The organism is Ralstonia sp. OTU4908 (assembly GCF_038440115.1).
GTDB lineage: Bacteria > Pseudomonadota > Gammaproteobacteria > Burkholderiales > Burkholderiaceae > Ralstonia > Ralstonia pickettii.
Genome location: NZ_JASATD010000008.1, coordinates 36,038 through 59,151, shown reverse-complemented (window position 1 = coordinate 59,151; position 23,114 = coordinate 36,038). Strand labels below are relative to the sequence as shown.

The following is a 23,114-nucleotide window of genomic DNA, read 5'->3' as shown; positions in this document are numbered from 1 at the left end:
CTACCCGTATTGGGGCATGCGCAGACGCGCGGTTGTTGCGTCGCCCAATGCAATGCATTGCAGCCCCGGCAATCGGCCTCGCGGTAGAGTGTTGAGTCGCCTCGTCTCATCTCACCTCCACCAGACCCCGCCCATGCATCCGTCCCAAATGACCGGCCTGCAACTGCTGCAGGCCATGTCGCACGGTGATCTCCCGCGCGCGTCCATCAGCGAAACCATCCCGATGACGATGGATGTCATCGAAGCAGGCACCGTGCACTTCGGTGCCCAGGCCGACAAGCGCCACCTCAATCCGCTGGGCGGTGTGCACGGTGGCTTTGCGGCGACGGTGCTCGACTCCGTGACCGGCTGCGCCGTGCATTCGATGCTCGAAGCCGGCGTCGGCTACGGCACGGTTGACCTGAACGTGAAGATGGTGAAGGCTGTGCCGGTCGATACGCCGCTGGTGGCCGTTGGGCGCGTGCTGCATGTCTCGCGCACGATCGGCGTGTCGGAGGGCACGCTCAAGACCCAGGACGGCACGTTGCTGGCGCATGCCACGGCAACGTGTGTCATCCGCCGTCCGTAACCCCATTCACCTGGAGCATCTGATGCCTGAACCGCTGCAAACCCTGTCTGCCTTGTCTGCGAAAACCAGCGCGCTGGTGTTGATCGACCTGCAACGCGGCATCCTGCCGTTTGCCCAGGGGCCGCACTCGGCCGAGCAGGTATTGAGTGCGTCCGCCAGGCTCGCCAAGCGCTTTCGCGAGCTGGCTGCGCCCGTGGTGCTGGTGCGCGTGGGGTGGGCGCCGGACTACGCCGATGCGCCGCGCCAGCCCGTCGACCGGCCCGCGCCTACACAGCCGGGCGGTCTGCCGCCGCAATGGTGGGAACAGCCCGCCGAGCTGGAAGTCGCACCCACTGACATCCAGATCACCAAGCGCCAGTGGGGCGCGTTCTACGGCACCGAGCTGGATCTGCAACTGCGCCGTCGCGGCATCACCACGATCGTGCTGGGCGGTATCTCGACGCATGTGGGCGTGGAATCGACCGCGCGCGCCGCGTGGGAACACGGCTACGCGCTGGTGCTGGCCGAAGATGCGATGACTTCGAACGATGCGGCCATGCATCGGTCGTCGGTGGAGAACGTATTCCCGCGACTGGGCCGCGTGCGCGATACCAGCACCATCCTCTCGGCCTTGACGGCCTGAGCGTTCAGGCCCCGTCCTCGACGGGCACGTACAGCACCATGCGCAGGCGCGGGTCTTCCATTACCGGCAGGCCGATGTAGTCGTAGCGGACGACCTGGCCGCCGGGCGTGCGGATCAGCTTATGTTCTGCACGCTGGGCGCGCACTTCGTGCTGGCGCCACCAGGTATCGAACTCGCGGCTGCAGGTGCGCAGCCGGTCGACCAGCGCCACGAGCACCGGGTCATCTGCATGCGGGTCGTACACCGCGCGAAACTTCGCCAGCATCCTGCGCGCCTCGTTTTCCCACTCGACAAAACGCTCGCGCGCATTGGCGTACAGGAACATGTAGACCAGCGAGTTGCGGTCTTCCGGCGGCATCGTGCCGAAATCCATGAAGAGCTGCGAGGTCGCCTCGTTCCAGCACAGCAGTTCGGTGCGATAGCTGCGCACGTGGGCGGGCAGCACCATGCCGGCGACGGCGCGCCGCAAGACATCCGGCACCGCCTCGGCCGTGGAACGCCCGGCCGCTCCCGCGCCGGCGCCCGTCAAAACGGATTCGGCACGCGCCAGGCCCCGCATGTGCGCGCGCTCGTCCGAAGACAGCTTCAGCGCCCGCCCGATCGCCTCGATGGTCGCCACGGAAGGCCGCACGTCGCGCCCCTGCTCGATGCGCACGTACCAATCGATGCTGATGTTGGCGAGCTGCGCGACTTCTTCCCGGCGCAGGCCGGCGGTGCGGCGGCGCCCGCTGCCCTCGGGCAGCCCCACGTCCTGCGGACGCAGATGGCTGCGGCGGCTGCGCAGGAACTCGCCCAGCTCGTTGCGGGGCGCGGCGGGCAAGGGCGCAAGGTCGGCGGTGAAATCGTCCATGGCGGTATTACACACGCTGGCATGCGCAGGTGGGAGGGACAAGCTAATCCTAGGTTAATCCTAGCTCTGCATCGAATCGGCTCGCGCACCTACGCTGCGTTCACCTCTCTTTCCGGAGCCGATCGTGACTCACCCTTCTTCTGCTTCCTCCGTATCGGAACGCCGCCGCTGGCTTGCCTTTGGTGTGATGGTGACGGCGCAATTCATGTTCATCGTCGATGCGTTCATCGCCAATGTGGCGATTCCGAGCATCCGTACGAGCCTGCATGCCACACCCGCGCAACTGGAGGCCGTGCTGGCGGTGTACCAGCTTGGCTACGCGATTCTGCTCATCACTGGCGGCCGTCTGGGCGATCTGTTCGGGCGCAGGCGCGTGTTCCTGCTCGGTCTCGTCGCTTTTACCGCCACCTCGGCCGGTTGTGGGCTGGCGGGCAGCGCGGCGGCGCTGATCGCATGGCGTTTCGCGCAGGGCCTGTCCGCCGCGATGATGGTGCCGCAGGTGCTGGCGAGCGTGCAGGCGCTCTTTGCCGGCGCCGAGCGCGACCGCGCGCTGTCGATTTTCGGCCTGGTGATGGGTACCGGCGGGGCGGCCGGGTTGCTGGTGGGCGGCGCACTCACCAGCGCCGACATCGCCGGGCTGGGCTGGCGCGCGGCCTTCCTGATCAACGTACCGGTCGGGCTGACGGCCGCGCTGCTGGGCGGGCGCTGGATCCCGCACCCAAGCCCCGACGCGGCAAAGGTGCATCTCGATACCGTCGGCGTGGCGTGGATGGCCGTCAGCGTGGCCGCCGTGCTGGTGCCGCTGCTGTTCGGCCGCGAGCTGCACTGGCCGGTGTGGACCCTGGCACTGCTGGTCGTAGGCGTACTGGGCATGGCAACGTTCCAGCAGCTCGAGGCCCGTGTCGACCGCGTTGGCGGTACGCCGCTGCTGCCGCCCACCTTGCTGCAGCATCGCGCCTTCATAACCGGCCTGACGGCATCGGCGCTGCACTACATCGGGATGATGGCCTTCTTCCTGGTGCTGACGCTGTATCTGCAAAACGGGCGGCAGCTGTCTGCGGTGCGCATGGGCGTCGCCATCCTGCCGCTGGCCATCACCTTTCTGATGACGTCGCGGGTGGCGAATGCGCTGGTGAGGCGCCATGGCGTTCGCGCGCTGTTGGCAGGCCTCGGCCTGATGGCGCTGGGACTGCTGACGCTGCTGTCGGGTTTCGGCACGGCGTGGGCGCACCCCGCCACGCCGAGCATGGCGCGCATCGGCATTGCGGTGGCGCTGTACGGCGCGGGGCAAGGCCTGGTCGTTGTCCCGTTGATCGGCCTGGTGCTGACCGGCGTGGCACGCACGCAAGCCGGTGCAGCAGCAGGGCTGCTGATTACCGCGCAGCAGTTGGCGGGCGCGCTGGGCGTCGCCTGTATCGGCGGGCTGTATTTCACGTTTGCCGCAGGCGGCGGTGCCATCGGCATGGCGCACGGCACGATGGCGGGATGCTTCGCCATGTTGGCGGCGCTCGGCGCGGCGGCCGTGGGTTTTGCGCGACTGGGCGCACAGCAGCGGCAACTGGCCGCGGCCGGCGCGGTAAGTCCGGCCTGAGCCGCACCATCAAACCACTTCCACCATTCGATACTCGGGCGCGCGACACAAGCGCGCCCGTGTGCATTGATCGGCCGCAGCGGTGATTCCACACTCCCGCGCGATGCGCTTGGCATTGCTCGCCTCCTTCCCGCATGGCCACTGTTTCCCACCTTCGTACCGCGGCTTCGGCCATGTCTGCTCCACCGTCCCTGGCTCGCCGCATCGTCGCGGAAGGGCTTGGTACGGCCTTGCTGATTGCGGTGGTGATCGGCACGGGCATCCACGCAAGCCGGCTCTCCGGCGGCGATGCCACCTGGACGCTGCTGGCGCAATCGCTGGCCGGCGGCGCCGGTTTGCTGGCGCTGCTGACGGTGTTCGCGCCAGTGTCGGGGGCGCACCTGAACCCGGCGGTCACGCTTTCCGCGTTGCTGCGGGGCGGTCTGCGTGGGCATGAGGCGCTGGCCTATCTGGCTGCACAGGCCGTGGGCGCCGCGCTGGGTGTGGCAGCCGCGCATGCCATGTTCGGCATGCCGGCGTGGGCAGCAGGCACGCACGCCGCCACAGGGCCCGCGCTGTGGTGGAGCGAAGCGCTGGCAACGTTCGGACTGATCGGGGTTGGCATGGCATGCGGCCGTCGCGCGCCACAGCAATTGCCGCTGGTGGTGGCCGCCTATATCGCGGCCGGATACTGGTTCACGTCGTCGTCATCGCTGGCCAACCCCGCGTTGGCCCTTGCCTGCGCGCTGACCGACGGCCCCTCCGGCATCCGCCCCGGCGATGTCCCGGGCTACATGCTGGCGCAACTGGTCGGTGCGTTGCTGGCAACGCCGTTGTTCAATTGGCTGATGGGTGTGGACGCAGCACCCGCGCAAGCATCCGGCACCACCATCGCACCGGCGCAAGCCGTGCCGAGGCATCGCCAGGCAAGTTGATGACCGGCGCTCAGCGGGGCGCTGTCAGCCCGCTAGCGCGGGCGTACTGAAAGAGATCGATTTCGCGCACCAGGCCCAGCTTGCGCAATGCCACGGCCTTCTGTGTGCTGACGGTCTTCACGCTCGAACCGAGCATCTGTGCGATGTCCGACACGGCCGTGCCCGCGGCATACAGGCGAAGCACTTCCCGCTCACGTGCGCTCAGCCGCTCGAACCCATTCCGGTCGTTGGAACCGAGGCCCAGCTCTTCCAGAATGCGCGGGCTGTCATAGCGCACGCCGCGCGCGGCCGCCATGACGGCGTGTCCGGCATGAACAAAGTCATCGTTCTTGCTGACGATGCAAGCCACGCCAATCTGCCGCATGGCGCGTAACAGCGCCGGATTGCGGACCATCGTGCAGACGACGATGCCGCACCTGGGATGCTGCTGACGCAGGCGCGCCAGCAGTTGCATGCCATCGAAGGCAGGTTCGCCACCCAGGTTGTAGTCCGTAACGATGACGTTGCAGTCGATGTGCGCAAGCACCTGCATCAGCTCGCGCCCATCGTGTGCCTGTGCGACGACCTGCTGCTGTGGAAACTGCCCAATGGCCGCTGCCAGCCCCATGAGAATCACCGGATGATCGTCTGCCAGCACGATCGAGAGGACAGGGCACATGCGCTCGCCGTCAGGTCAGGCGCGTCGCCGTGGAGGACATGGCCGGCGCGGCGAGCAACAGGGTGGAAGAGATCGGAGCCGTCATGGAAGTCAGGAGCGCCGCTGAAAGGAGCCAGTACCTTACTTACCGGATATGCCCTGCGGGATCAGACTTTTCTTACTTTGGCTCCGCGTAACCTTTCGGGGCAGAAGCTGCTTCTATCTGGGTTGAGAAAAACTGAATGACGCGGTGGCGTTCGCCCTTAAGCCACCGCCTGCACATGCGCAAGAAACGCGGTGACAGACAGTGGTGCCGCCCACAGATAGCCTTGCCCGGTCGCACAGCCCAAAGCGCGCAGCGTCTGGCGCTGCGCTTCGGTTTCCACCCCTTCGGCGATGCACTCGAGATGCAGCGCGCGCGCCAGCTCGATCATCGTGCGGCAGATCACGCCGCGCTGGCTGGTCTGGTCCACCGCGGCCGTAAAAGAGCGATCGATCTTGAGAATGGTGAAGGGCAGATCCGCCAGCAGCTTGAGCGTGGCAATGCCCACGCCAAAATCATCGATGGCCAGCGGATGACCAAGCAGGCGCAAGCGGTTGAGCGCAATGGTGAGCTGCGCGGCATCAGGCACGGGCGAGTCTTCCGTCAGTTCGATGGCGATCGCCGTCGGCGCAATGCGCGCCCCGCGCACGATCGCTTCGATGCGGTCTACGGTGCCGGCCCGGCTCAGCGTCTGCGCAGACGCATTCACGCCAATCGAAACGGGGTACGCATGCGCGGACAGCGCGTGCTGCACGCGCACGCAATGCTCCAACACGTGGAAGAACAGGCCGTCCGCCAGCCCCAGCGCTTCCAGGCGCGGCACGAACGCAGCGGGCGACACGCGCCCATGCACCGGGTGCATCCAGCGGCAGAGCGCCTCGGCGCCGGCGATCTGGTTGCTGGCCAGATCGTGCTGGGGCTGGAATACGACCTCGATCTGCTCGGGCGTTTCGTGGATAAGCGCGGCAAGTTCGTCGTCAGAAAACTGCGGCAAGCCGGCGGTTGCGGCAGGCGCCCGGTCCCGTTCGCGCGCGGCGGCTTCTTCCAGCAGCGGCAGCACGTGTGCCGGGCGCAGCGGCTTCTGCACGCCGCGCGTGCGCGTCAACCCGATCGCATCGGCCAGGCTGACATGCGACTCGACGATTGGCGCATCCATCGCACTGACCCACGCCCACACGGGCGCCTGTCGCGGAAAGATGCGGCCGCCGCGCAAGTGCATCTGCTCCATCAGTTCGGGACCGTTCATCGCGGGCATGTCGATGTCGCACAGCACCAGATCGACGTGGCAAAGCTGCAGGAGGTAGAGCGCCTCGCGGCCGTCGCACGCGGTCAGGATCTGCTGCACGCCCAGCGTATGGAGCAGTTGCCGGGCGGCAGCCCGTTGCACGGGGTGGTCATCCACCACCAGCACGGCGAGTTGCGCGAAACCTTCCATCGGCTAGTCCTTGTTGTTGTCGGTATCGGGCCGAGGCGCATCCCGTTTGCGCTGTGTGCCGGCACCATCAGCCGCCATTGAATCACCGCCCGGGGGCCTTGTCAGGCGAAGTCAGCACGCGGCGCCAGAAAAAACAAAGCCCGCGCAGCTTTTTAACTGCGCGGGCCTTGAGAGATTCCCCCAACCTTTTGAGCTTCCGGCGCCGGTGTCGACAGCGTCGGGATGCAAGAAATCGTGCCCGAAAAAAATGAAGCCCGCAACAGGGGCGGGCTCAAAAGGGGGGGAGTGCTCTCTAAAGAGAGAGCAAGGTGAAGTTTAGTGGAGGGGGTGCTGTCAGACTGTCCGGGGTTCGCCGAAAGGCTTGTAGGACAAAAACTGACGCAATTTCGCGATGTTAGCTGCACAAAGCACACCGTTACGCGCACATTCGCAGCAACAAGGTGATTCAAACAACGCTTTGGATAGACATCGCTCTGACGCGCTTTGGCGATCGAAGCGCGGTTCGAAGTGCACGCTTGAAAAAGCTGCGCTCGTTGCTATCGGGCAACGTCGCCGAGCAAAACGCGCAGAAAAATCAAGAATTCAGGGTAGCCGGAACCGGCCGAGATGCAAGGCGACCGGAAAAAGAACAAAAGCCGCGCGCCAAAGAAAAAAGCCCGAGCACCAGGTGCTCGGGCCACAATCCACCAAGGAGGGTGGAGGAGACAGTTCCTACTATAGCGAATCGTTTGTTGCGTTGCAATAACGTAGAACTACTTAATGTAACGAGAAGCTACAAGCGTTGCCAGCGCACCACGTGTGACGGAAACGATTGCAACCGTCACACACTGCTGCATCGCAGCAAATGACTTGGCGCACCGCCGGCTAAGCTGAGCCAGCGGCGCGCCGCGCTTCAATCTCGGGTCAGTTCGCGAAAGTAACCGCTGACTTAGCGTGGGAACTTAAAACGCCGGCAGGATCGCGCCCTTGAACTGCGTGTCGATGAACTTGCGTACGTCTTCAGATTGGTAGGCGCGCACCAGCGTCTTCACCCACGGCTGATCCTTGTCTTTTTCACGCACGGCGATCAGGTTGGCGTACGGCCCCTGGCGATCTTCCAGTGCGATGGCGTCCTTGGTGGGCGTCAGGCCGTTCTTGACCGCGTAGTCGGTGTTGATCGAAGCGGCGTCCAGATCATCCAGCGAGCGCGGCAGTTGCGCCGAATCCAGCTCGATCAGCTTGATCTTCTTCGGGTTCTCGACCACATCACGCGGGGTCGCATTGTTGCCGTTCGTGCCGGCACCCGCCTTCAGCTTGATCACGCCTACCTTTTGCAGCAGCAGCAGCGCGCGGTTGCCGTTGGACGGATCGTTCTGGATACCGACCTTGGCACCTTCCTTCAGCTGCGCGAGCGACTTGACCTTCTTCGAGTAAAAGCCCATCGGCGCCACGTAGGTCAGGCCCACGTTGACGATCTTGTAATGGCGCGCCTGGATCTGGCTGTCGAGGAAGGGCTGATGCTGAAAGCCGTTGGCGTCCAGGTCGCCCGAATCGAGCGCGGGGTTGGGTTGGGCGTAGTCGTTGAACTCGATGATCTTGACGTCGAGGCCATCCTTCTTGGCGACCTTCTGAACGACTTCCCAGATTTGCGCATCGGGGCCGCTCATGGTGCCGAGCTTGATCTGCTTGGTATCGGCGTTGGCGGCGGTGGCGACGGCAAAGGCGATGGCCGGTACGGCCACGCGCGCAAGGCGGGAGAACAGGGACATGGAGAAACCTCGTGGATCTTGTCGTGAATGAAATCCGCCCGCGGATAGCGGGCGTGTGACGTGATCCTGTCATAGCGGCATCCGTAACCGAACGACTTTTTCGGCATGTCCATATGCCCTGCGACGGTGCAGCCAGGCTAGGCGATGGGCTCGGCGTCTTCCAGAGGCGGCGGCTCGGCGGCGGGCAGGGCGACGACGAAGCACGCGCCGCCGTCAGCCGGCGCCTCCACCCAGATGCGGCCGTGATGCGCACTCACGATGGCCTCGCACACGGCCAGGCCCAGGCCGACGCCGGTGGTAGCCGATTCCTTCTCACCGCGCGTGAACTTCTCGAAGATGGTCTGCACCGAACCCGCCGGCACGCCGGGGCCGTGGTCGCGCACACGCAGGCGGAGTTCGTTGCCGCGTGCTTCGTCGTGGACAATCTCGCCAGAGATACGCACCTCGGTGCCGGCCGGCGCAAATTTGCCCGCGTTCTCCAGCAGGTTCGACAGCACGCGCTCCATCAGCGGCCCGTCGCAGCGGATGAGCGGCAGGGCTGCGAGGTCATCCACCACCACACGATGATCGGGTAGCGGAATCGCCTGCAGCGCCGCGCCAACCAACTCTTCCACCGATTGCCACTCCAGCCGCAGCTTGACGTCCTGGTTCTGCAGCCGCGCCATGTCGAGCAGGTTCGTGACCATCGTACGCATACGCTGGGCCTGCTGCCCGATGGCGGCCGCGGCTTCTGCCTGCAGCGCGGGCAGGGGCGGCTGCGCGCGCAACAGCGTTTCGGCCATCCCCACCAGGCCCGTGAGCGGCGTGCGCAAATCGTGCGACACGGCGGCCAGCAGTGAATTGCGCAGCCGCTCCGATTCAATCCGCACCAAGGCGTCGCGGGCGACTTCCACGTAATGCACACGCTCGATGGCAATCGCGATGAGCGTGGCGCAGGCGTCGATCTGGCGGCGGTTGTCGGGTTGGGCGAGCACCTGGAAGGTTTCCGGCTCCACGGCCAGCACACCGCGAATCGCCATCGGCGCCTTCAAGGGCAGATACAGCACCGAGCCAGACGGCAGCGTATGCGTGCCCGTACCGGCAGGCTGGCCGTGCTGGTACGTCCAATCGGCCAGCACGCGGTCAAGATTCGGCATGCCGGACGGTGCATCGGTGCTGCCTTCCGGCTTGGCGACCTGCGGTGCGCCCAACCGCCCATCGAGCCCGACGAAGAAGAACGCACAGCGCCCGCCAAACGTTGCGTTGACGAAGCGCCCGCCGATGCTGACGATCTGGTCCAGCGTGAGCGCGGCAGACAACTCCCGCGCGGCCTCATACAACGCATGCGCCGCCGCCTCGCGCTGCACCGCCACCTCGGCCTGTTCACGCAGGCCCGCCGTCAACTGGCCCACCAGCATGCCGACCGCCAGCATCACCCCAAAGGTCAGCAGGTACTGCACGTCGCTCACGGCAAAAGAGAAACGTGGCGGCACGAAAAAGAAATCGAACAGCGCCACCGACAGCACCGACGCCAACGCTGCCGGACCCCGCCCGTGGCGCATCGCCACCGCCACCACGGCGGCCAGGAACAGCATGACGATGTTGGCCAGATCGAACACCGGCCGCACCAGGCTGGACAGCGCCGTCGCAATGCCGACGTATACGCAGGCGGCCACGTAAGCCGGCTTGAGCCAACCAGCCTGTGCATCGGCCGCGCGCTGGGCTTCGCTGCGCACATCAGCGCGGCCGACCTCCGCTGCGCGCGGCGTGAGCTGAATATGCGCCGGGTCCGCCGCGGCACGGATCACGTCGACCTCGGGGCAATGCCGCGCCAGGGCCTCGGCAAAGTCGCCGCTGGGCAGCCGGCGCTCCAGCCCGATCGCCAGCCGCAGCGCCACGACGACGGCACGCGCCGATCGCCAGCGCTTCTCCGGCGGCCGCCCGATCACGGCCTTGGTGATGTTGTGGCGGCGGATATAACCGGTGATCGCCTCGACGGCGTTGGTGCCGGCCAGCGTCTCCACCTTGGCACCGGCGTCCTCGGCCAGCTTGAGCAGGGCATGCAAACGCTCGGTGCGTGCATCGGCGGCGCGCAGATGCGGCATCACCACGGCCACGGCATGCCAATCGCATTCAAGCTGGGCCGCCAAGCGCGCGGCGCTGCGGATGACCTGTTCGCCATCGCCCTGCGGGTCCAGGCACGCGACGACGGTTTCGCGCGTGCGCCAGACGTTTTCAATGCGACGCGCGCGGCGGTAGGCCTGCACGTCGTCGTCGACGCGATCGGCGGTGCGGCGCAGGGCGAGTTCGCGCAGCGCGATGAGGTTGCCCTTGCGGAAGAAATTGCGCGCGGCGTGCTGCGCCTGCTCGGGCATGTAGACCTTGCCCTCGGCCAGGCGGCGCAGCAGTTCATCGGCCGGCAGGTCGACGAGGATGACTTCGTTGGCCGCATCGAACACCGCATCCGGCACGGTTTCCCACACGCGGATGCCGGTGATGCTGCCCACCGCCTCGTTCAGGCTGTCGAGATGCTGCACGTTGACGGTGGTCCAGACATCGATGCCGGCGGCGAGCAAATCCTCAATGTCCTGCCAGCGCTTTGGGTGGCGCGAGCCCGCCACGTTGGAGTGCGCCAGTTCATCGACGAGGATGAGTGCGGGCTTTCGCGCCAGCGCGGCATCGAGATCAAACTCGGGCAACGTGCGGCCCTTGTATTCGATCTGGCGGGTGGGGAGGCGTTCGAGGTCGGCGACCAGCGCGGCGGTTTCGGCGCGACCGTGGGTTTCGACCAGGCCGATGATGGCGTCGATGCCGGCTGCGCGCGCGGCCTTGGCTGCTGCCAGCATCGCGTAGGTTTTGCCTACGCCGGCCGAGGCGCCGAAGTAGATGCGGAGTTTGCCGCGGGCGGACTGTTCCTTGCCGGATTGAAGTTCGGCTAGGAGTTGGTCGGGGTTCGGGCGCTGGTCGGCTGGCATGGTTTGTATTTTGGGTGCTTTTTGTTCTTGTGGTGCATCCCTTGTTTCATCCCCTGCCGGGGCTGACTCACTTTCTTTGTCTTGCCAAAGAAAGTGAGTCGGGCCCGGCAGGGCACGAAAACCGGGGACATACCAACAAGGCCCGACTCAAAACCCTCACTTCAAATCATCCAAGGCCAGATTCAGCTCCAACACGTTGACGACCGGCTCGCCAAACACCCCAAGCACCGGCCCCTTGGTGTTCTCAGCCACCACCTTCTTCACCAGGTCAGGCGACATGTGGCGAGCCTTGGCCACACGCTCTACTTGGTACGCCGCAGCAGCCGGACTGATCTGCGGGTCTAGCCCACTGGCGGATGCCGTCACAAGATCAGCAGGAATCGGCGCACTGTTCGTCGGGTCCGCTTCCTTAAGCGCCGCAATGCGTGCCTTAGCCGCCTCCGTCAACGCCGGGTTGCTGGGCCCAAGGTTCGATCCGCTTGACGCCTGCGCGTTATAGGGGTTCGGCGCAGTCGCCGAGATCCGCCCCCAGAAATACTCGGGCGTATCAAAGTTCTGCCCAATCAGCGACGAACCTACCGCCTTGCCATGACGCTCGATGATCGAGCCCCCGGCCTGCGCCGGAAACAGCGCCTTGCCAATACCCGTCACCACCACCGGATACAGCACGCCGGTAATGAGCGACAGCCCAACAAACACCACCAGCGCCGCACGCAGCAGCCCACCTTGTTGCGGCACGTCGGCCTGAACAGGTTGACGCGCTTGAGTTGTGGTTGCCATGAATGCACTCCTTCCTTAAACCCAGCCCATCGCGGCCAGGAACATGTCGATGATCTTGATGCCCGGGAAGGGCAGCAGCAGGCCGCCCAGGCCGTAGATCAAGAGGTTGCGGCGCAGCAGCGTGGCAGCGCCAAGCGCGCGGTACTTCACGCCCTTGAGCGCCAGCGGAATCAGGAACACGATGATCAGCGCATTGAAGATCACGGCGCTCATCACGGCCGATGCGGGCGTGGCCAGGTGCATCACGTTCAGCGCGGCAAGCTGCGGATACGTCGTCGCAAATGCGGCCGGGATGATCGCGAAGTACTTCGCCACATCGTTGGCGATCGAGAACGTGGTGAGCGAGCCGCGCGTCATCAGCATCTGCTTGCCGATCTCGACAATCTGGATCAACTTGGTCGGGCTGGAATCCAGGTCGACCATGTTGCCGGCCTCCTTAGCGGCCTGCGTTCCGCTGTTCATGGCGACGGCCACGTCGGCCTGTGCCAGTGCGGGCGCATCGTTGGTGCCGTCACCGGTCATGGCAACGAGGCGGCCCTGCGCCTGCTGTTCGCGGATGAGTGCGAGCTTGGTCTCGGGCGTGGCTTCGGCGATGAAATCATCGACGCCGGCTTCGGCTGCGATGGACGCGGCGGTCAAACGGTTGTCGCCGGTGATCATCACGGTCTTGATGCCCATCTGGCGCAGCTCGGCAAAGCGCTCGCGGATGCCGGCCTTTACGATGTCTTTCAGTTCCACCACGCCGAGCACGCGGTCGTTGTCGGACACCACCAGCGGCGTGCCGCCCGCGCGTGCCACGTCATCCACAGCCGTCGACACGGCATCGGGAAACTTGCCGGCCAACAGCGTCACATGGGTGCGAATCGCATCGGCCGCGCCCTTGCGAATCTGACGGGCGTCGCCTGCATGGGAGACGTTGATGCCGCTCATGCGCGTTTGCGCAGAGAAGGCGACGTACACCGGTTGCGTCTTCGCCAGCGCCGCTTCATCGATGGACGCCTCGCCCAGGTTGCGCGCGAGCGTGACGATGCTGCGGCCTTCCGGCGTTTCATCGGCCAGCGACGACAGCCATGCCGCCTCGGCCAACTGCTTGGCCGTCACGCCCGGCGCCGGGATGAAGCGCGATGCCTGACGGTTGCCGTGCGTGATCGTGCCGGTCTTGTCGAGCAGCAGCACATCCACATCACCAGCCGCCTCTACGGCGCGGCCTGACGTGGCGATCACGTTGGCCTGCATCATGCGGCTCATGCCCGCCACGCCAATGGCGGAGAGCAGCCCGCCGATGGTGGTCGGGATCAGACACACCAGCAGCGCCACGAGCACGGTAATCGTGATCGGCGAACCAGCCTTCATCGCATCCACCGAGAAGATCGAGTACGGCAGCAGCGTGACGGTCGCCAGCATCAGGATGATGGTCAGGCTCACCAGCAGGATCGTCAGCGCCAGTTCGTTGGGCGTCTTCTGGCGCTTGGCGCCTTCCACCATCGAGATCATCCGATCGAGAAAGCTCTCGCCGGGGTTGGCGGTGATGCGCACGATGATCCAGTCCGACAGCACGCGTGTGCCGCCCGTCACGGACGAGAAATCCCCGCCCGATTCGCGAATGACCGGTGCCGATTCGCCGGTGATGGCGCTTTCGTCCACCGAGGCCACGCCTTCGATCACCTCGCCGTCGCCGGGCACCATGTCGCCGGCTTCGATGAGCACGATGTCGCCACGGCGCAGCGCGGTGGCGGCGCGTGCTTCCACACGGTCACGGCGGGCGGCATCCGCCAGCACCTTGGCCTGCACCGTGGTCTTGATGCCGCGCAGCGATGCGGCCTGCTGCTTGCTGCGGCCCTCGGCCAGCGCTTCGGCAAAGTTGGCAAACAGCACCGTGAACCACAGCCACACCGATACGGCGAGGATGAAGCCCGCCGGCGCTTCGGCCTGGCCGCGCAGCGCCATCACCCACAGGATGGTGGTGAGGATGCTGCCGACGTAGACGACAAACATCACCGGGTTCTTGGCCTGCGCGCGCGGCGACAGCTTGCGGAAGCTATCGACAATGGCGGGCTTGACCAGCGCCGACGAGAACATCGACAGCTTGCGCACATCCTTGGCGGACAGCGTGGTATGCGTCGTGTGCGTGCTGCGTGCCTGCGGCTCGGCGGCTGCAGCAGTACCAGTACCGGCGGTGGGCTCAAGCTTGTGCTTGACCGTACGCACAGCCGGTTCGGATTCGGGATAACGGATAGCCATAAGGCACCTGTTGATATTGGGTAGACGACTCGCCGTGCGCTTAGCGGGCGAGATGCTCTGCAATGGGGCCTAGCGCGAGCGCCGGGATGTACGTGAGCGCGCCCACCAGCAGCACCGAGCCGATCAGCAGCACCACAAACAGCGGGCCATGCGTGGGCAGCGTGCCGGCCGTCACGGGCAGGCGCTTCTTGGCGGCAAACGTGCCTGCCATCGCCAGCACCGGCACGATGATCCAGAAGCGGCCCAGCCACATGCAGATGCCCAGCGCGATGTTGTAGAACGGCGTGTTGGCAGACAGGCCCGCAAACGCGCTGCCGTTGTTGTTGGCGGCAGACGAGAAGGCGTACAGCACTTCAGAGAAGCCGTGCGTGCCCGGGTTGAAGATGCCCGCCTTGCCCTGCGTGACCACCACGGCCACGGCCGTGCCCACCAGCACCAGCAGCGGCGTGACGAGGATGGCGATCGACGTCATCTTCATCTCGAACACCTCGATCTTCTTGCCGAGGTATTCCGGCGTGCGGCCGATCATCAGGCCCGCGATGAACACGGCCAGGATGGCGTACACCAGCATGCCGTACAGGCCCGAGCCCACACCGCCAAACACCACTTCACCCAGCTGCATCAGGAACATCGGCACAAAGCCGCCCAGCGCGGTCAGCGAGTCATGCATGGCATTGACCGCCCCGCACGACGCTGCCGTGGTGATGGTGGCAAACAGCGACGAGGCCACGATGCCGAAGCGCGTTTCCTTGCCCTCCATATTGCCCACGGTCTGGTCGATGCCAAGGTTGGTGAGCATCGGGTTGGCGTGCAGCTCAGCCCATGCCAGGAAGACGGCGAGCACCACAAACAGCACCGTCATCGCAGCCAGCACGGCCCAGCCTTGCCGGCCATCGCCCACCATGCCGCCAAACGTAAAGCACAGCGCCGCCGGGATGATGAAGATGCACAGCATCTGCACGAAGTTCGTCAGCGCGTTGGGGTTCTCATACGGGTGCGCGGAGTTGGCATTGAACGGGCCGCCGCCATTGGTGCCGATCATCTTGATGGCTTCTTGCGAGGCGATCGGACCCATCGGCAGAGTCTGCGTTTGCGTGGTGGCCTTTTCCGTGACGGGGTTGCCTTGGGCATCCTTGATCGGCTGGCCGTTGGCATCCATCTTCGGGTTGTCGTACGTGGTGGCGGTGACGGTGGTCACCTCCTTGTAGCCATCGAAGTTCTGGATGACGCCCTGGCTGACAAAGAACACCGACACGATGATCGACAACGGCAGCAGCACATAGACCGTCGAGCGCGTGAAGTCGACCCAAAAGTTGCCGATGGTGTTGGCAGAGTGGCGCGCAAAACCGCGGATGAGCGCAATCACCACCGCAATGCCCGTCGCCGCAGACAGGAAGTTCTGCACCGCCAGCCCGAGCATCTGCGTGAGATAGCTCATCGTGCTTTCGCCCGAATAGCCTTGCCAGTTGGTGTTGGTGACAAAGCTGACCGCCGTGTTGAACGACGAATCCGGCGTGACCGCACCAAAGCCCTGCGGGTTGAGCGGCAGCCACTGCTGCGCGCGCTGCAGCGCATACACCGCCAGCGCGCCCAGCACGTTGACGACGATGACGGCCAGTGCGTAGTGCTTCCAGCCCATCTCGGCCTTCGGGTTGACGCCGGCCACGCGATAGAACAGCCGCTCGACGGGGCCGAGCCAGTGCGTGCGCGATGGCTTGTCACCAAACACGCCGGTCATATACGCGCCCAGCGGTTTGGCCAAAACCAGCAGCACGACCAGATAGATCGCCAGCTGGAGGAGGAACGCATTCATGGTGTGCCTCGCAGTGTTGTTAGAAACGTTCGGGCCAGAGCAAGGCCACGAACAAGTAGACGAGCAGAACCACCGTGATGGCCCCGGACAGCACATAGAGCCAGGTCATTGTTGTTTCTCCATCGCGTGCGTGGTGGGTTGGTCTTTGGTGGCGAGCCGGCCGGAGAGGGCGAGCAATCCGCCCACTGCCAGGGCCAGCACCGCTAGGCCGGCGAGATAAACGAGGTCCATATGCGCTCCCCTTTCCTTCGGGTGGTGGTCGTTAGAACGTCTTGGTCACGGCGAGCAGGGCGGTTGCCTTGCCCATGTAGCTGTTACGTGTGTTGGTGTAGGCCAGACGCGATGCATTCGTGTCGATGTAGCTCAAAGAAGCTGTCCAGCCCGAACCAAAATCCTTCGTTACGCCCACTTTCCAGTCGGCATAGGACGTGCGCACCACTTGGTGCGGCACTTGTTGATAGCCCACGTGCAGGTTCAGCGTCAGGCCCCAGAAACCGGTGTCGAAGTTGCCGGACAGATCGAAGTACTGGCTGTGGTGGCTATCTGCAAAACCGAACAGGTTGGAGAACGCATGCGAATACTTGAACGTGACGGGCCCGTAGCCGATCTGCGCATAACCTTCGGTGGTGTGCGGGCGGGTGTAGCTGTCGGGATAGCTGCCCGGGTAGTAGTACTGCAGCACGCCCACATCAATGGGCACATCCTTCATCAGCTCGGTCTTGTAGCCGCCGTAGAAATCCATCTCGATGGGGGCAGAGACGTTGGGGTTGGAATCCCCCAGCCAGCTGATCGACGAGTTCCAGTTGCCCACGTAGAAGCCGTTGGGCAGCGCGTAATCCACGCCGCCTTGGATGGCAGGCTTGTTGTTGGTCTGCATGAGACCGCGATAGCGGTACTGGCTGGCCAGCGTGACGTTGGCCGTCAACGGGCTGGCAGGTGCAGCCGGGGCGGCAACAGGTGCCGGGGCAGCGTCAGTGGACTGCGCAAATGCGGCCGCGTTCGACAGTGCTGCGGCACAGAAGACAACGCCACCCATGACGGTGGCGCGCAAAGAAACGTTGGCTTGCATGGACCTTTCCCTTGTTGTTTTAGGTGCCGCCCGGCCCGGCGCAGATGCGCGTCAACTGGGGCCGGATGCGGCGTGCAGACAGGCTCCCGTCACAGGGCCTGCGTGCAGTGCAACATTAGGGAAGCGGGGATAAAAACGGGATAAAGCTTCAGGGGAGGGGTGTAAACGCCGTGTAAAAACGGTCGATTGCCCGGGCGATCACTGCCCCAGTTGTATCAGGGGTGCCCGCGAGCCAGACACACCGGGCCGCGATACAGCTCCGAGCAAAGGCGAGACATTCCGTAGCGGATAGCGCCGGTCTTGGTTGTCGGATTTCGGGGAATACGGCCACGCGCATTGCGGCGGGCTCCGGCGCGGTCGACTTTGATGGCTACGCACGTGTTGGCCGGCACCCCGCGCGGATGGCGGCAACGCTGCGCCATGACGACGAGCATCCTGCATACGGGCGCACTGGTTAGCGAACCAGCGTCACCGGAATGCGAGACAGGCGCATCAACCGGTTGGACAGCCGGGCGGCCATGAGGGAGCCGAGCGGTGAGCGGGCAGCCGAGCCCATGACGATCATGTCGCATTGGTTGGCGGCAGCGGTTTGCGCGATCGTTTCGGCCACGCGACCGATCCGGACCTGGGCAACGTAGTGGGCGCCGGCATCGTCCAGGATGGCGCGCGCCCGCCGCAGGGCCTCTTCACCGCTTTGTTCCTCAATCTCGCGCAGGGCCTGCAGCGAGTGGTAGGCGCTGGCGCGTCCCCCTTCAATCGGCGTCTGTACGTTGAGCAGCACGATGTCCGACGCGCAACGGTCCTGGCAGAGAAAGGCTGCATGGCGAACCGCGTCGAGCGCGTGGCGAGAACCGTTAACGGGGACGAGAAGCTTGAGCATTGCGTAACCCTGATCACGTTGGTCGACCGGCGGCAGGGTGAGTCGGGTCGTTGCCTGCACAGTGCCGGGGGCATGGCCGCTTGAACAGCGTGACGGCCTGTCGGTGTTATACGAACGCCGCCGCAAAGACGGTGTAAAGACTGCGGCCCGTGCCCATAAAAAAGGTGTAAAGGGACGCGCGTACCGCATGCGCCGTGGGCGCGGCGTCGGCTGACGTCGGCCCAGCAGGATTAGCGGCAGCGGCAGTCTTCACGAGGGATCCCCAGGGTTCGAGAGCCCTTTCTCATGGTGCTCGATTGCGCGCCCATAGCGCCGGGACGCGCTTCGCTCATCCAGGTAAAGCACCACGAACAACATCACGAGGGCGAGCACGGCACCGGCGCCGAGTAGCCATCTGGCGGCCAAAGTCATGATGATTGAGCGCACTGCGCCCCCATAGTCCAGTCAATGCAAGAGTAGTGAGGCGGCCATTAAAAACGTGTAGAGACTTGGCGTGGCTGTAGAAAAATCCTGTAAACGCCTTGCCCGCGCGTTTGCGGGTGACCATCACAGCAAGCCAGCCCAGGCATGCATCTGTGGCGTTGCGAAAGGTGTTGTTTTAGATTGCCGACTAGAACGCGATCCAACTCGGCGCGCACCCGTGGGAATGACTCCTCCTGCGACGACGACGCGCGCATCGATATCGTCTGCTGCAGGGGAGACACCATGGCACGCTTCGCCAAGATGTGGCAGTTGCTGTTCGGCAAGCCATTGGACCCGCTGGACCCGCGCACGCGACACGCCATTGCCGTGACGCCGCTGCTGGCGTGGGTCGGCCTGGGTGCGGATGGTCTCTCATCCTCCTGCTACGGCCCGGAAGAAGCCTTCCTGGCGCTGGGCCAGCACACACCGCTTGCCTTGTTCCTTGCGTTGGCCACCGCTGCCACGGTGTTCATCATCGCGCTGGGCTACAACCAGGTCATCGAGCTGTTTCCCACTGGCGGAGGCGGTTACCGCGTAGCCACGGCGCTGCTCGGACCCCGGCCCGGGCTCGTATCGGGCGCCGCACTCCTCGTCGACTACGTGCTGACGGTTGCAACGTCGCTTGCCAGCGGCGTCGACGCATTCTTCAGCCTGCTGCCCGTGAGCGCGCAAGCATTCAAGCTGGGCACCGAGATCGTGCTGGTTGTACTGATGACCGGGCTCAACTTTCGGGGCATGCGCGAATCCATCCTCGTGCTGCTGCCCATCTTCATCGGCTTCGTGGTGCTGCATCTCGGTTTGATCATCTATGGCGTCGCCGTACACGGCCAGCACCTTGCGGCTGTCGTGCCCGAGGCCGTCGGCGAGGCGCATGGCATGTCGCAAGCCTTCGGGCCACTGGTGATGATCGGGCTGCTGATGCGCGCGTTCTCGATGGGCGGCGGTACCTATACCGGGCTGGAGGCCGTCTCCAACAACGTCAACATGCTGGCCGAACCGCGTGTTCCGGCCGGCAAGCGGACCATGGTGTACATGGCAACGTCGCTGGCCTTTACGGCAGGCGGCATCATCCTGCTCTACATGCTGTGGCAGGCCAAGCCGGTGGAAGGGCAAACGCTCAACGCCGTGGTGTTCGGCAGCGTGATCGACCACATGGGCCTGGACTCCGCCTTCGCACGCAGTGCGCTGCTGGCCGCCGTGCTTGCGTTCGAAGCCGGCCTGCTGCTGGTTGGCGCGCAAACCGGTTTCCTGGATGGCCCCGCTGTGCTGTCGAACATGGCGCAGGACTCATGGGTGCCACGTCATTTCCGTGATCTGTCGACGCGACTCGTGCGGCAGAACGGCATCATCGTGATGGGTGTGGCCAGCGTCATCATCCTGCTGTGGACGCACGGCCAAGTGGCGGTATTGGTGGTGCTCTACAGCATCAACGTGTTCTTGACGTTCAGCCTGTCATTGCTGGGCCTGTGCACCTATTGGTGGCGCCGCCGCCGCGATGGCGGCAACTGGTACACGCACTTCGGTCTGTCCGCGCTTGGGCTTTCGGTCACCAGCACGGTGCTCGTCATTACGCTGGTCGAGAAATTCATGGCCGGCGGTTGGTTGACCGTGGTCGTCACCAGCGCGGTGGTCGCACTCTGCTTCCTGATCCGGCGGCATTACGACGAAACGCGCGCACTGATCGCCAAGGAAGACGCCTTGTTTGCAGGCCAGCCTCCGGTAGTGGACCCAGCCACGGCGCCGGCAACACCCGACCCGTCGCAGCCGACCGCCATCCTGCTGGTGGGCAAGCATCGCGGCGCCAGCATGCACGCGCTGCTCTGGGTCAACCGGCTGTTTCCGGGTCACTTCAAGAACGTCATCTTCCTGGCCGTGGGCGAAGTGGATGCCCAGAGCTACGAGGGCGCGGAGCACCTGGACCACCTGCGCCAGACCATCGGCGCATCGCTGGAGTACTACGTCGCGCATTGCCGGCGGCACGGCATGGCGGCCGACTACCGCATCGCCTTCGGCACCCACCCGATTGCCGAATTCACCCGACTGGCCGAAACCACGATGGACGCCTTTCCGAACAGCGTCTGCTTTGCCAGCAAGCTGATCTTCAAACAAGTCAACTTCCTGACCGCATGGCTGCATAACCAGACGCCGCTCGAGATTCAGACACGCCTGCATGTGCAGGGCAAGCAGATGGTGCTGCTGCCGATGAATGTGGGGTAGGTGGAGCTGATGTGCGGGGGAGTGTAAAGGCGCTGCAGAAAGGTAGGCGCCACATGCTGCGACGCCCGGGTTTCTCTGCTGGACTGTTTACCTGTACTCCCAGGTGTCGTCGATTTTGATGATCTTCCAGGTCGCATCCACTCGCTTGAGAAACACCAGCACATGCACTGGGTCTTGCGAGCCAAAAGAGACCGGCACCACTGCAACATCGCCCAGCATCAACGCGCGTTGCACTTGAATATGGGCAAGCCAGTCGCGGCTATCGTAGTCCTGCACCTTGAGAAAATAGTCCACGCCATTTGGCGGGCCGGCGTGTGCGTAGTCGTTGCGCAACCGGCCAACGGTATCTGTGGCGACATAGCGCTCGATATCCGGCTCGCTCAGCGGATACGTTTGATCCGAATCATGCTGAATGAACCAGGTGTAGAACGAGATGGCTGCGGCCTCCGGCGAGTTTTGCGAGACGGCGGCCTGTGCAGCGGATGCCGACCCAACCGCGAGGGCGCATACCACCGCAACGAGCAGGGAAAGGAAGCGGGTCATGAGCTTGCCTCAGTGATAACGGTAGGTCTTGTAGGCCGGTTTGGCGCTTCTGTACGCCGGGCCAGGATAGAAACCATGAAGCTGCTTGAAGTCTGATATCCAGTGGGAGCCATCGTAGATCGCCATGTGTCCGTGAGGGTGCCCGGGGGCGGGTTGAATCACGATCACGTCTCCCTTCATCGGCGAGCCTATCGCCTCATGGAACCCGGCGGCCAGCAATGATGGGCCGTAGTCCTTTGCCGAGCGGGTGCGCTGCAAAGAAATACCGCCCCATTCAATCGCCTTGCGCACGTATTCTGCGCAGCGGCCCACACTATTCGGCTCGATATTGCTTGCTGCATAGTTTGCAGCTGAGATGCCCTTATACATTGCGTGCTCCTGAGAAAGTTGGCAGAGGAGCCTGCTTTCTACACGGTGCACGACCGCAAATGCATGAGCCGTTTCTGAAAATCCAACCGACCTGTTGTCCATCTTGGTGGCCGTGCTGCATTGCTCGATCACGAGCCTTTGCGGCTCAAGTGTCGGCCTCCAATAGTCGAGCTTGAACCTCTGAGGGGCTGGCGCCACTGTTCGACGGTGGCGTGTAGCCCTCCGGCTGCCGAGATCGAAAGTTTGAGGTCGACAGACGCGCCTGAAACTGTGGCGCTCGGGCGTTGGAGCCCGTGGGCTCGGTGCACAGAATCGGAAGATGGAAGCAGCGCCCATCGCTATAATTCTCTCGCTGCCGCACCAACGGCAGCCTGGTTTAGCGACCTGAAACACCAAGGCGGACGATTGCTGCATGCAGTCGCACTGCTGCTTCCGTTCGCGCCTACTTTGGCGGGCCGGATGGTGAGACCTCCGGGTCTACCGGTTTCCTTGGGACCGGGTCGCTAACACCATCGTCAGGCCCGCCACCCTCGTTTAGCGCCGAGATGGTGGGGCTCCTTCAATCCCAAGGAGGCTCCATGCCTATTGCAGACGAGACGCGCCCAGCGTCGTACCCGTCCCCGCCAGCACCGTCGCCTAGTCCACCGCACACGTCATCGGACACAGGCAGGCTGACCAAGAACCGCACCTACCTGAACGGCGCCATCGCGGCACAGGCGTATCTCAAGCGAACTCGCACCGCCATGTGCACGCACGGCCAATGCCGGCCGGGCATGCTGCGCGAACAGCTTCAAGTGTTCTCTACGCAGTCGTTCCCGCCGGCGTTCATCAAAGGCTTTGTGGATGCGATTGACGCGTACGTTTCGATGTCGCTTGGGGGACGCGAGATCGATCCGCAGACGTGGGATGTGTTAGCCGCCATAGAGCGGCGTGGTTACAGCCAATAACAACAGGTTGACGCATTCCCGTGACGGGCGGGAATGCCAGGGCAGCGACAAACCCTCAAACCTTCGCCACCGGCTTCAACTCCCACATCGGCAGGTAATTCATGATCGGCCGCTCGAACGTGCCGCCCTTGTCGAGAAAGGGCTTGGCCGAATCCAACATCGGGCGAAACGTGTCCAGCTGCTTGGCCGCGTCCAGGTCAGTCCACAGGCTCACGTTCGACAGCGACGATGTCGCCTCGTCGTCGCCCACATAGAACGCGACCAACCCGCGCATGGCCTCGATACCGGGCCGGAGCAGGGCTTCGAGGTCGTTCATCATCTGGCGCATCTCGGCGAACTTGTCTGGCGGACACCGCAGAATCGAAACTCGGACGACTGGCTGCATTGGAGACTCCATTCGTTGAGATGCGTTGAAAGACCAATGAGGAAGA

At 64.3% G+C, this 23,114-nt stretch carries 21 protein-coding genes; 6 read left to right on the top strand and 15 right to left on the bottom strand.

From position 1 onward, the window contains the following. The first annotated feature begins 133 nt into the window (after positions 1 to 133). Complete coding sequence (locus tag AAHM38_RS09425) at positions 134 to 568, top strand: PaaI family thioesterase (RefSeq protein ID WP_015856009.1); 435 nt, start codon at positions 134 to 136, stop codon at positions 566 to 568. A gap of 22 nt (positions 569 to 590) precedes the next feature. Continuing rightward, positions 591 to 1,190, top strand: coding sequence for a hydrolase (locus AAHM38_RS09420; RefSeq protein ID WP_015856008.1), 600 nt, complete (start codon positions 591 to 593; stop codon positions 1,188 to 1,190). Positions 1,191 to 1,194: 4 nt separating this feature from the next. On the opposite strand, the gene AAHM38_RS09415 is transcribed toward AAHM38_RS09420, so the two are convergent. Continuing rightward, the gene (locus AAHM38_RS09415; protein WP_015856007.1) at positions 1,195 to 2,040 is read right to left on the bottom strand and encodes a helix-turn-helix transcriptional regulator; all 846 of its coding nucleotides are present in this window, start codon (positions 2,038 to 2,040) and stop codon (positions 1,195 to 1,197) included. Between the two features lie 124 nt (positions 2,041 to 2,164). Between AAHM38_RS09415 and AAHM38_RS09410 the strand changes: the two genes are divergently transcribed. Next, a complete protein-coding gene (locus AAHM38_RS09410) occupies positions 2,165 to 3,631 on the top strand; it encodes an MFS transporter (RefSeq protein WP_041668411.1) in 1,467 nt (488 codons plus the stop codon). Between the two features lie 173 nt (positions 3,632 to 3,804). Continuing rightward, on the top strand, positions 3,805 to 4,545 hold the full coding sequence (locus AAHM38_RS09405) for an aquaporin (protein WP_015856005.1): 741 nt from the start codon (positions 3,805 to 3,807) through the stop codon (positions 4,543 to 4,545). Between the two features lie 10 nt (positions 4,546 to 4,555). Here AAHM38_RS09405 and AAHM38_RS09400 read toward each other — a convergent pair whose 3' ends face one another. The 11 genes from AAHM38_RS09400 to AAHM38_RS09350 all read right to left on the bottom strand — a co-directional run bounded on the left by AAHM38_RS09400 (position 4,556) and on the right by AAHM38_RS09350 (position 18,145). Then, entirely contained in the window at positions 4,556 to 5,203 is a 648-nt protein-coding gene (locus tag AAHM38_RS09400; RefSeq protein WP_009239481.1) for a response regulator transcription factor, read from the bottom strand. Between the two features lie 242 nt (positions 5,204 to 5,445). Then, entirely contained in the window at positions 5,446 to 6,660 is a 1,215-nt protein-coding gene (locus AAHM38_RS09395; protein WP_015856004.1) for an EAL domain-containing response regulator, read from the bottom strand. Positions 6,661 to 7,601: 941 nt separating this feature from the next. Continuing rightward, entirely contained in the window at positions 7,602 to 8,408 is an 807-nt protein-coding gene (locus AAHM38_RS09390) for a MetQ/NlpA family ABC transporter substrate-binding protein (RefSeq protein ID WP_009239483.1), read from the bottom strand. Positions 8,409 to 8,545: 137 nt separating this feature from the next. Beyond that, complete coding sequence (locus AAHM38_RS09385; protein WP_015856003.1) at positions 8,546 to 11,362, bottom strand: sensor histidine kinase; 2,817 nt, start codon at positions 11,360 to 11,362, stop codon at positions 8,546 to 8,548. A gap of 156 nt (positions 11,363 to 11,518) precedes the next feature. Next, positions 11,519 to 12,142, bottom strand: a complete 624-nt coding sequence (kdpC, locus tag AAHM38_RS09380) for a potassium-transporting ATPase subunit KdpC (protein WP_015856002.1) — start codon at positions 12,140 to 12,142, stop codon at positions 11,519 to 11,521. A gap of 15 nt (positions 12,143 to 12,157) precedes the next feature. Continuing rightward, the gene (kdpB, locus tag AAHM38_RS09375) at positions 12,158 to 14,383 is read right to left on the bottom strand and encodes a potassium-transporting ATPase subunit KdpB (protein ID WP_015856001.1); all 2,226 of its coding nucleotides are present in this window, start codon (positions 14,381 to 14,383) and stop codon (positions 12,158 to 12,160) included. A gap of 40 nt (positions 14,384 to 14,423) precedes the next feature. Beyond that, complete coding sequence (kdpA, locus tag AAHM38_RS09370) at positions 14,424 to 16,196, bottom strand: potassium-transporting ATPase subunit KdpA (RefSeq protein ID WP_015856000.1); 1,773 nt, start codon at positions 16,194 to 16,196, stop codon at positions 14,424 to 14,426. A 19-nt stretch (positions 16,197 to 16,215) separates the two neighbouring features. After that, the gene (gene kdpF / locus AAHM38_RS09365) at positions 16,216 to 16,305 is read right to left on the bottom strand and encodes a K(+)-transporting ATPase subunit F (RefSeq protein WP_004628487.1); all 90 of its coding nucleotides are present in this window, start codon (positions 16,303 to 16,305) and stop codon (positions 16,216 to 16,218) included. Then, the gene (locus tag AAHM38_RS09360) at positions 16,302 to 16,427 is read right to left on the bottom strand and encodes a hypothetical protein (RefSeq protein WP_004628489.1); all 126 of its coding nucleotides are present in this window, start codon (positions 16,425 to 16,427) and stop codon (positions 16,302 to 16,304) included. Before AAHM38_RS09360 ends, kdpF begins: the two co-directional genes overlap by 4 nt. A 31-nt stretch (positions 16,428 to 16,458) precedes the next feature. Continuing rightward, positions 16,459 to 17,232 carry a TorF family putative porin gene (locus AAHM38_RS09355; RefSeq protein ID WP_369812434.1) on the bottom strand — a complete coding sequence of 258 codons (774 nt, stop codon included), beginning with the start codon at positions 17,230 to 17,232 and terminating at the stop codon, positions 16,459 to 16,461. Positions 17,233 to 17,719: 487 nt separating this feature from the next. After that, positions 17,720 to 18,145, bottom strand: a complete 426-nt coding sequence (locus tag AAHM38_RS09350) for a universal stress protein (protein WP_009239489.1) — start codon at positions 18,143 to 18,145, stop codon at positions 17,720 to 17,722. 705 nt (positions 18,146 to 18,850) lie between these two features. Between AAHM38_RS09350 and AAHM38_RS09345 the strand changes: the two genes are divergently transcribed. Further along, complete coding sequence (locus AAHM38_RS09345; protein WP_015855997.1) at positions 18,851 to 20,824, top strand: APC family permease; 1,974 nt, start codon at positions 18,851 to 18,853, stop codon at positions 20,822 to 20,824. Positions 20,825 to 20,911: 87 nt separating this feature from the next. Here the strand turns inward: AAHM38_RS09345 and AAHM38_RS09340 are convergent, their stop codons facing one another. Beyond that, on the bottom strand, positions 20,912 to 21,367 hold the full coding sequence (locus AAHM38_RS09340; RefSeq protein ID WP_015855996.1) for a DUF3828 domain-containing protein: 456 nt from the start codon (positions 21,365 to 21,367) through the stop codon (positions 20,912 to 20,914). A gap of 9 nt (positions 21,368 to 21,376) precedes the next feature. Further along, positions 21,377 to 21,736: a CHAP domain-containing protein gene (locus AAHM38_RS09335; RefSeq protein WP_015855995.1), complete on the bottom strand. Its 360-nt coding sequence runs from the start codon at positions 21,734 to 21,736 to the stop codon at positions 21,377 to 21,379. Between the two features lie 578 nt (positions 21,737 to 22,314). Here AAHM38_RS09335 and AAHM38_RS09330 point away from each other — a divergent pair. Next, positions 22,315 to 22,683, top strand: a complete 369-nt coding sequence (locus AAHM38_RS09330; protein WP_015855994.1) for a hypothetical protein — start codon at positions 22,315 to 22,317, stop codon at positions 22,681 to 22,683. Positions 22,684 to 22,738: 55 nt separating this feature from the next. Here the strand turns inward: AAHM38_RS09330 and AAHM38_RS09325 are convergent, their stop codons facing one another. Continuing rightward, positions 22,739 to 23,068 carry a hypothetical protein gene (locus AAHM38_RS09325; RefSeq protein ID WP_009239494.1) on the bottom strand — a complete coding sequence of 110 codons (330 nt, stop codon included), beginning with the start codon at positions 23,066 to 23,068 and terminating at the stop codon, positions 22,739 to 22,741. Between the last annotated feature and the right edge of the window lie 46 nt (positions 23,069 to 23,114).

What these genes read in the sequence shown, in the direction of transcription:
- AAHM38_RS09425 (WP_015856009.1), top strand. Translation starts at nt 134, where the DNA reads ATGCATCCGTCCCAAATGACCGGCCTGCAACTGCTGCAGGCCATGTCG.
- AAHM38_RS09420 (WP_015856008.1), top strand. Translation starts at nt 591, where the DNA reads ATGCCTGAACCGCTGCAAACCCTGTCTGCCTTGTCTGCGAAAACCAGC.
- AAHM38_RS09415 (WP_015856007.1), bottom strand. Translation starts at nt 2,040, where the DNA reads ATGGACGATTTCACCGCCGACCTTGCGCCCTTGCCCGCCGCGCCCCGC.
- AAHM38_RS09405 (WP_015856005.1), top strand. Translation starts at nt 3,805, where the DNA reads ATGTCTGCTCCACCGTCCCTGGCTCGCCGCATCGTCGCGGAAGGGCTT.
- AAHM38_RS09400 (WP_009239481.1), bottom strand. Translation starts at nt 5,203, where the DNA reads ATGTGCCCTGTCCTCTCGATCGTGCTGGCAGACGATCATCCGGTGATT.
- AAHM38_RS09395 (WP_015856004.1), bottom strand. Translation starts at nt 6,660, where the DNA reads ATGGAAGGTTTCGCGCAACTCGCCGTGCTGGTGGTGGATGACCACCCC.
- AAHM38_RS09390 (WP_009239483.1), bottom strand. Translation starts at nt 8,408, where the DNA reads ATGTCCCTGTTCTCCCGCCTTGCGCGCGTGGCCGTACCGGCCATCGCC.
- AAHM38_RS09385 (WP_015856003.1), bottom strand. Translation starts at nt 11,362, where the DNA reads ATGCCAGCCGACCAGCGCCCGAACCCCGACCAACTCCTAGCCGAACTT.
- kdpC (WP_015856002.1), bottom strand. Translation starts at nt 12,142, where the DNA reads ATGGCAACCACAACTCAAGCGCGTCAACCTGTTCAGGCCGACGTGCCG.
- kdpB (WP_015856001.1), bottom strand. Translation starts at nt 14,383, where the DNA reads ATGGCTATCCGTTATCCCGAATCCGAACCGGCTGTGCGTACGGTCAAG.
- kdpA (WP_015856000.1), bottom strand. Translation starts at nt 16,196, where the DNA reads ATGAATGCGTTCCTCCTCCAGCTGGCGATCTATCTGGTCGTGCTGCTG.
- kdpF (WP_004628487.1), bottom strand. Translation starts at nt 16,305, where the DNA reads ATGACCTGGCTCTATGTGCTGTCCGGGGCCATCACGGTGGTTCTGCTC.
- AAHM38_RS09360 (WP_004628489.1), bottom strand. Translation starts at nt 16,427, where the DNA reads ATGGACCTCGTTTATCTCGCCGGCCTAGCGGTGCTGGCCCTGGCAGTG.
- AAHM38_RS09355 (WP_369812434.1), bottom strand. Translation starts at nt 17,232, where the DNA reads ATGGGTGGCGTTGTCTTCTGTGCCGCAGCACTGTCGAACGCGGCCGCA.
- AAHM38_RS09350 (WP_009239489.1), bottom strand. Translation starts at nt 18,145, where the DNA reads ATGCTCAAGCTTCTCGTCCCCGTTAACGGTTCTCGCCACGCGCTCGAC.
- AAHM38_RS09345 (WP_015855997.1), top strand. Translation starts at nt 18,851, where the DNA reads ATGGCACGCTTCGCCAAGATGTGGCAGTTGCTGTTCGGCAAGCCATTG.
- AAHM38_RS09340 (WP_015855996.1), bottom strand. Translation starts at nt 21,367, where the DNA reads ATGACCCGCTTCCTTTCCCTGCTCGTTGCGGTGGTATGCGCCCTCGCG.
- AAHM38_RS09335 (WP_015855995.1), bottom strand. Translation starts at nt 21,736, where the DNA reads ATGTATAAGGGCATCTCAGCTGCAAACTATGCAGCAAGCAATATCGAG.
- AAHM38_RS09330 (WP_015855994.1), top strand. Translation starts at nt 22,315, where the DNA reads ATGCCTATTGCAGACGAGACGCGCCCAGCGTCGTACCCGTCCCCGCCA.
- AAHM38_RS09325 (WP_009239494.1), bottom strand. Translation starts at nt 23,068, where the DNA reads ATGCAGCCAGTCGTCCGAGTTTCGATTCTGCGGTGTCCGCCAGACAAG.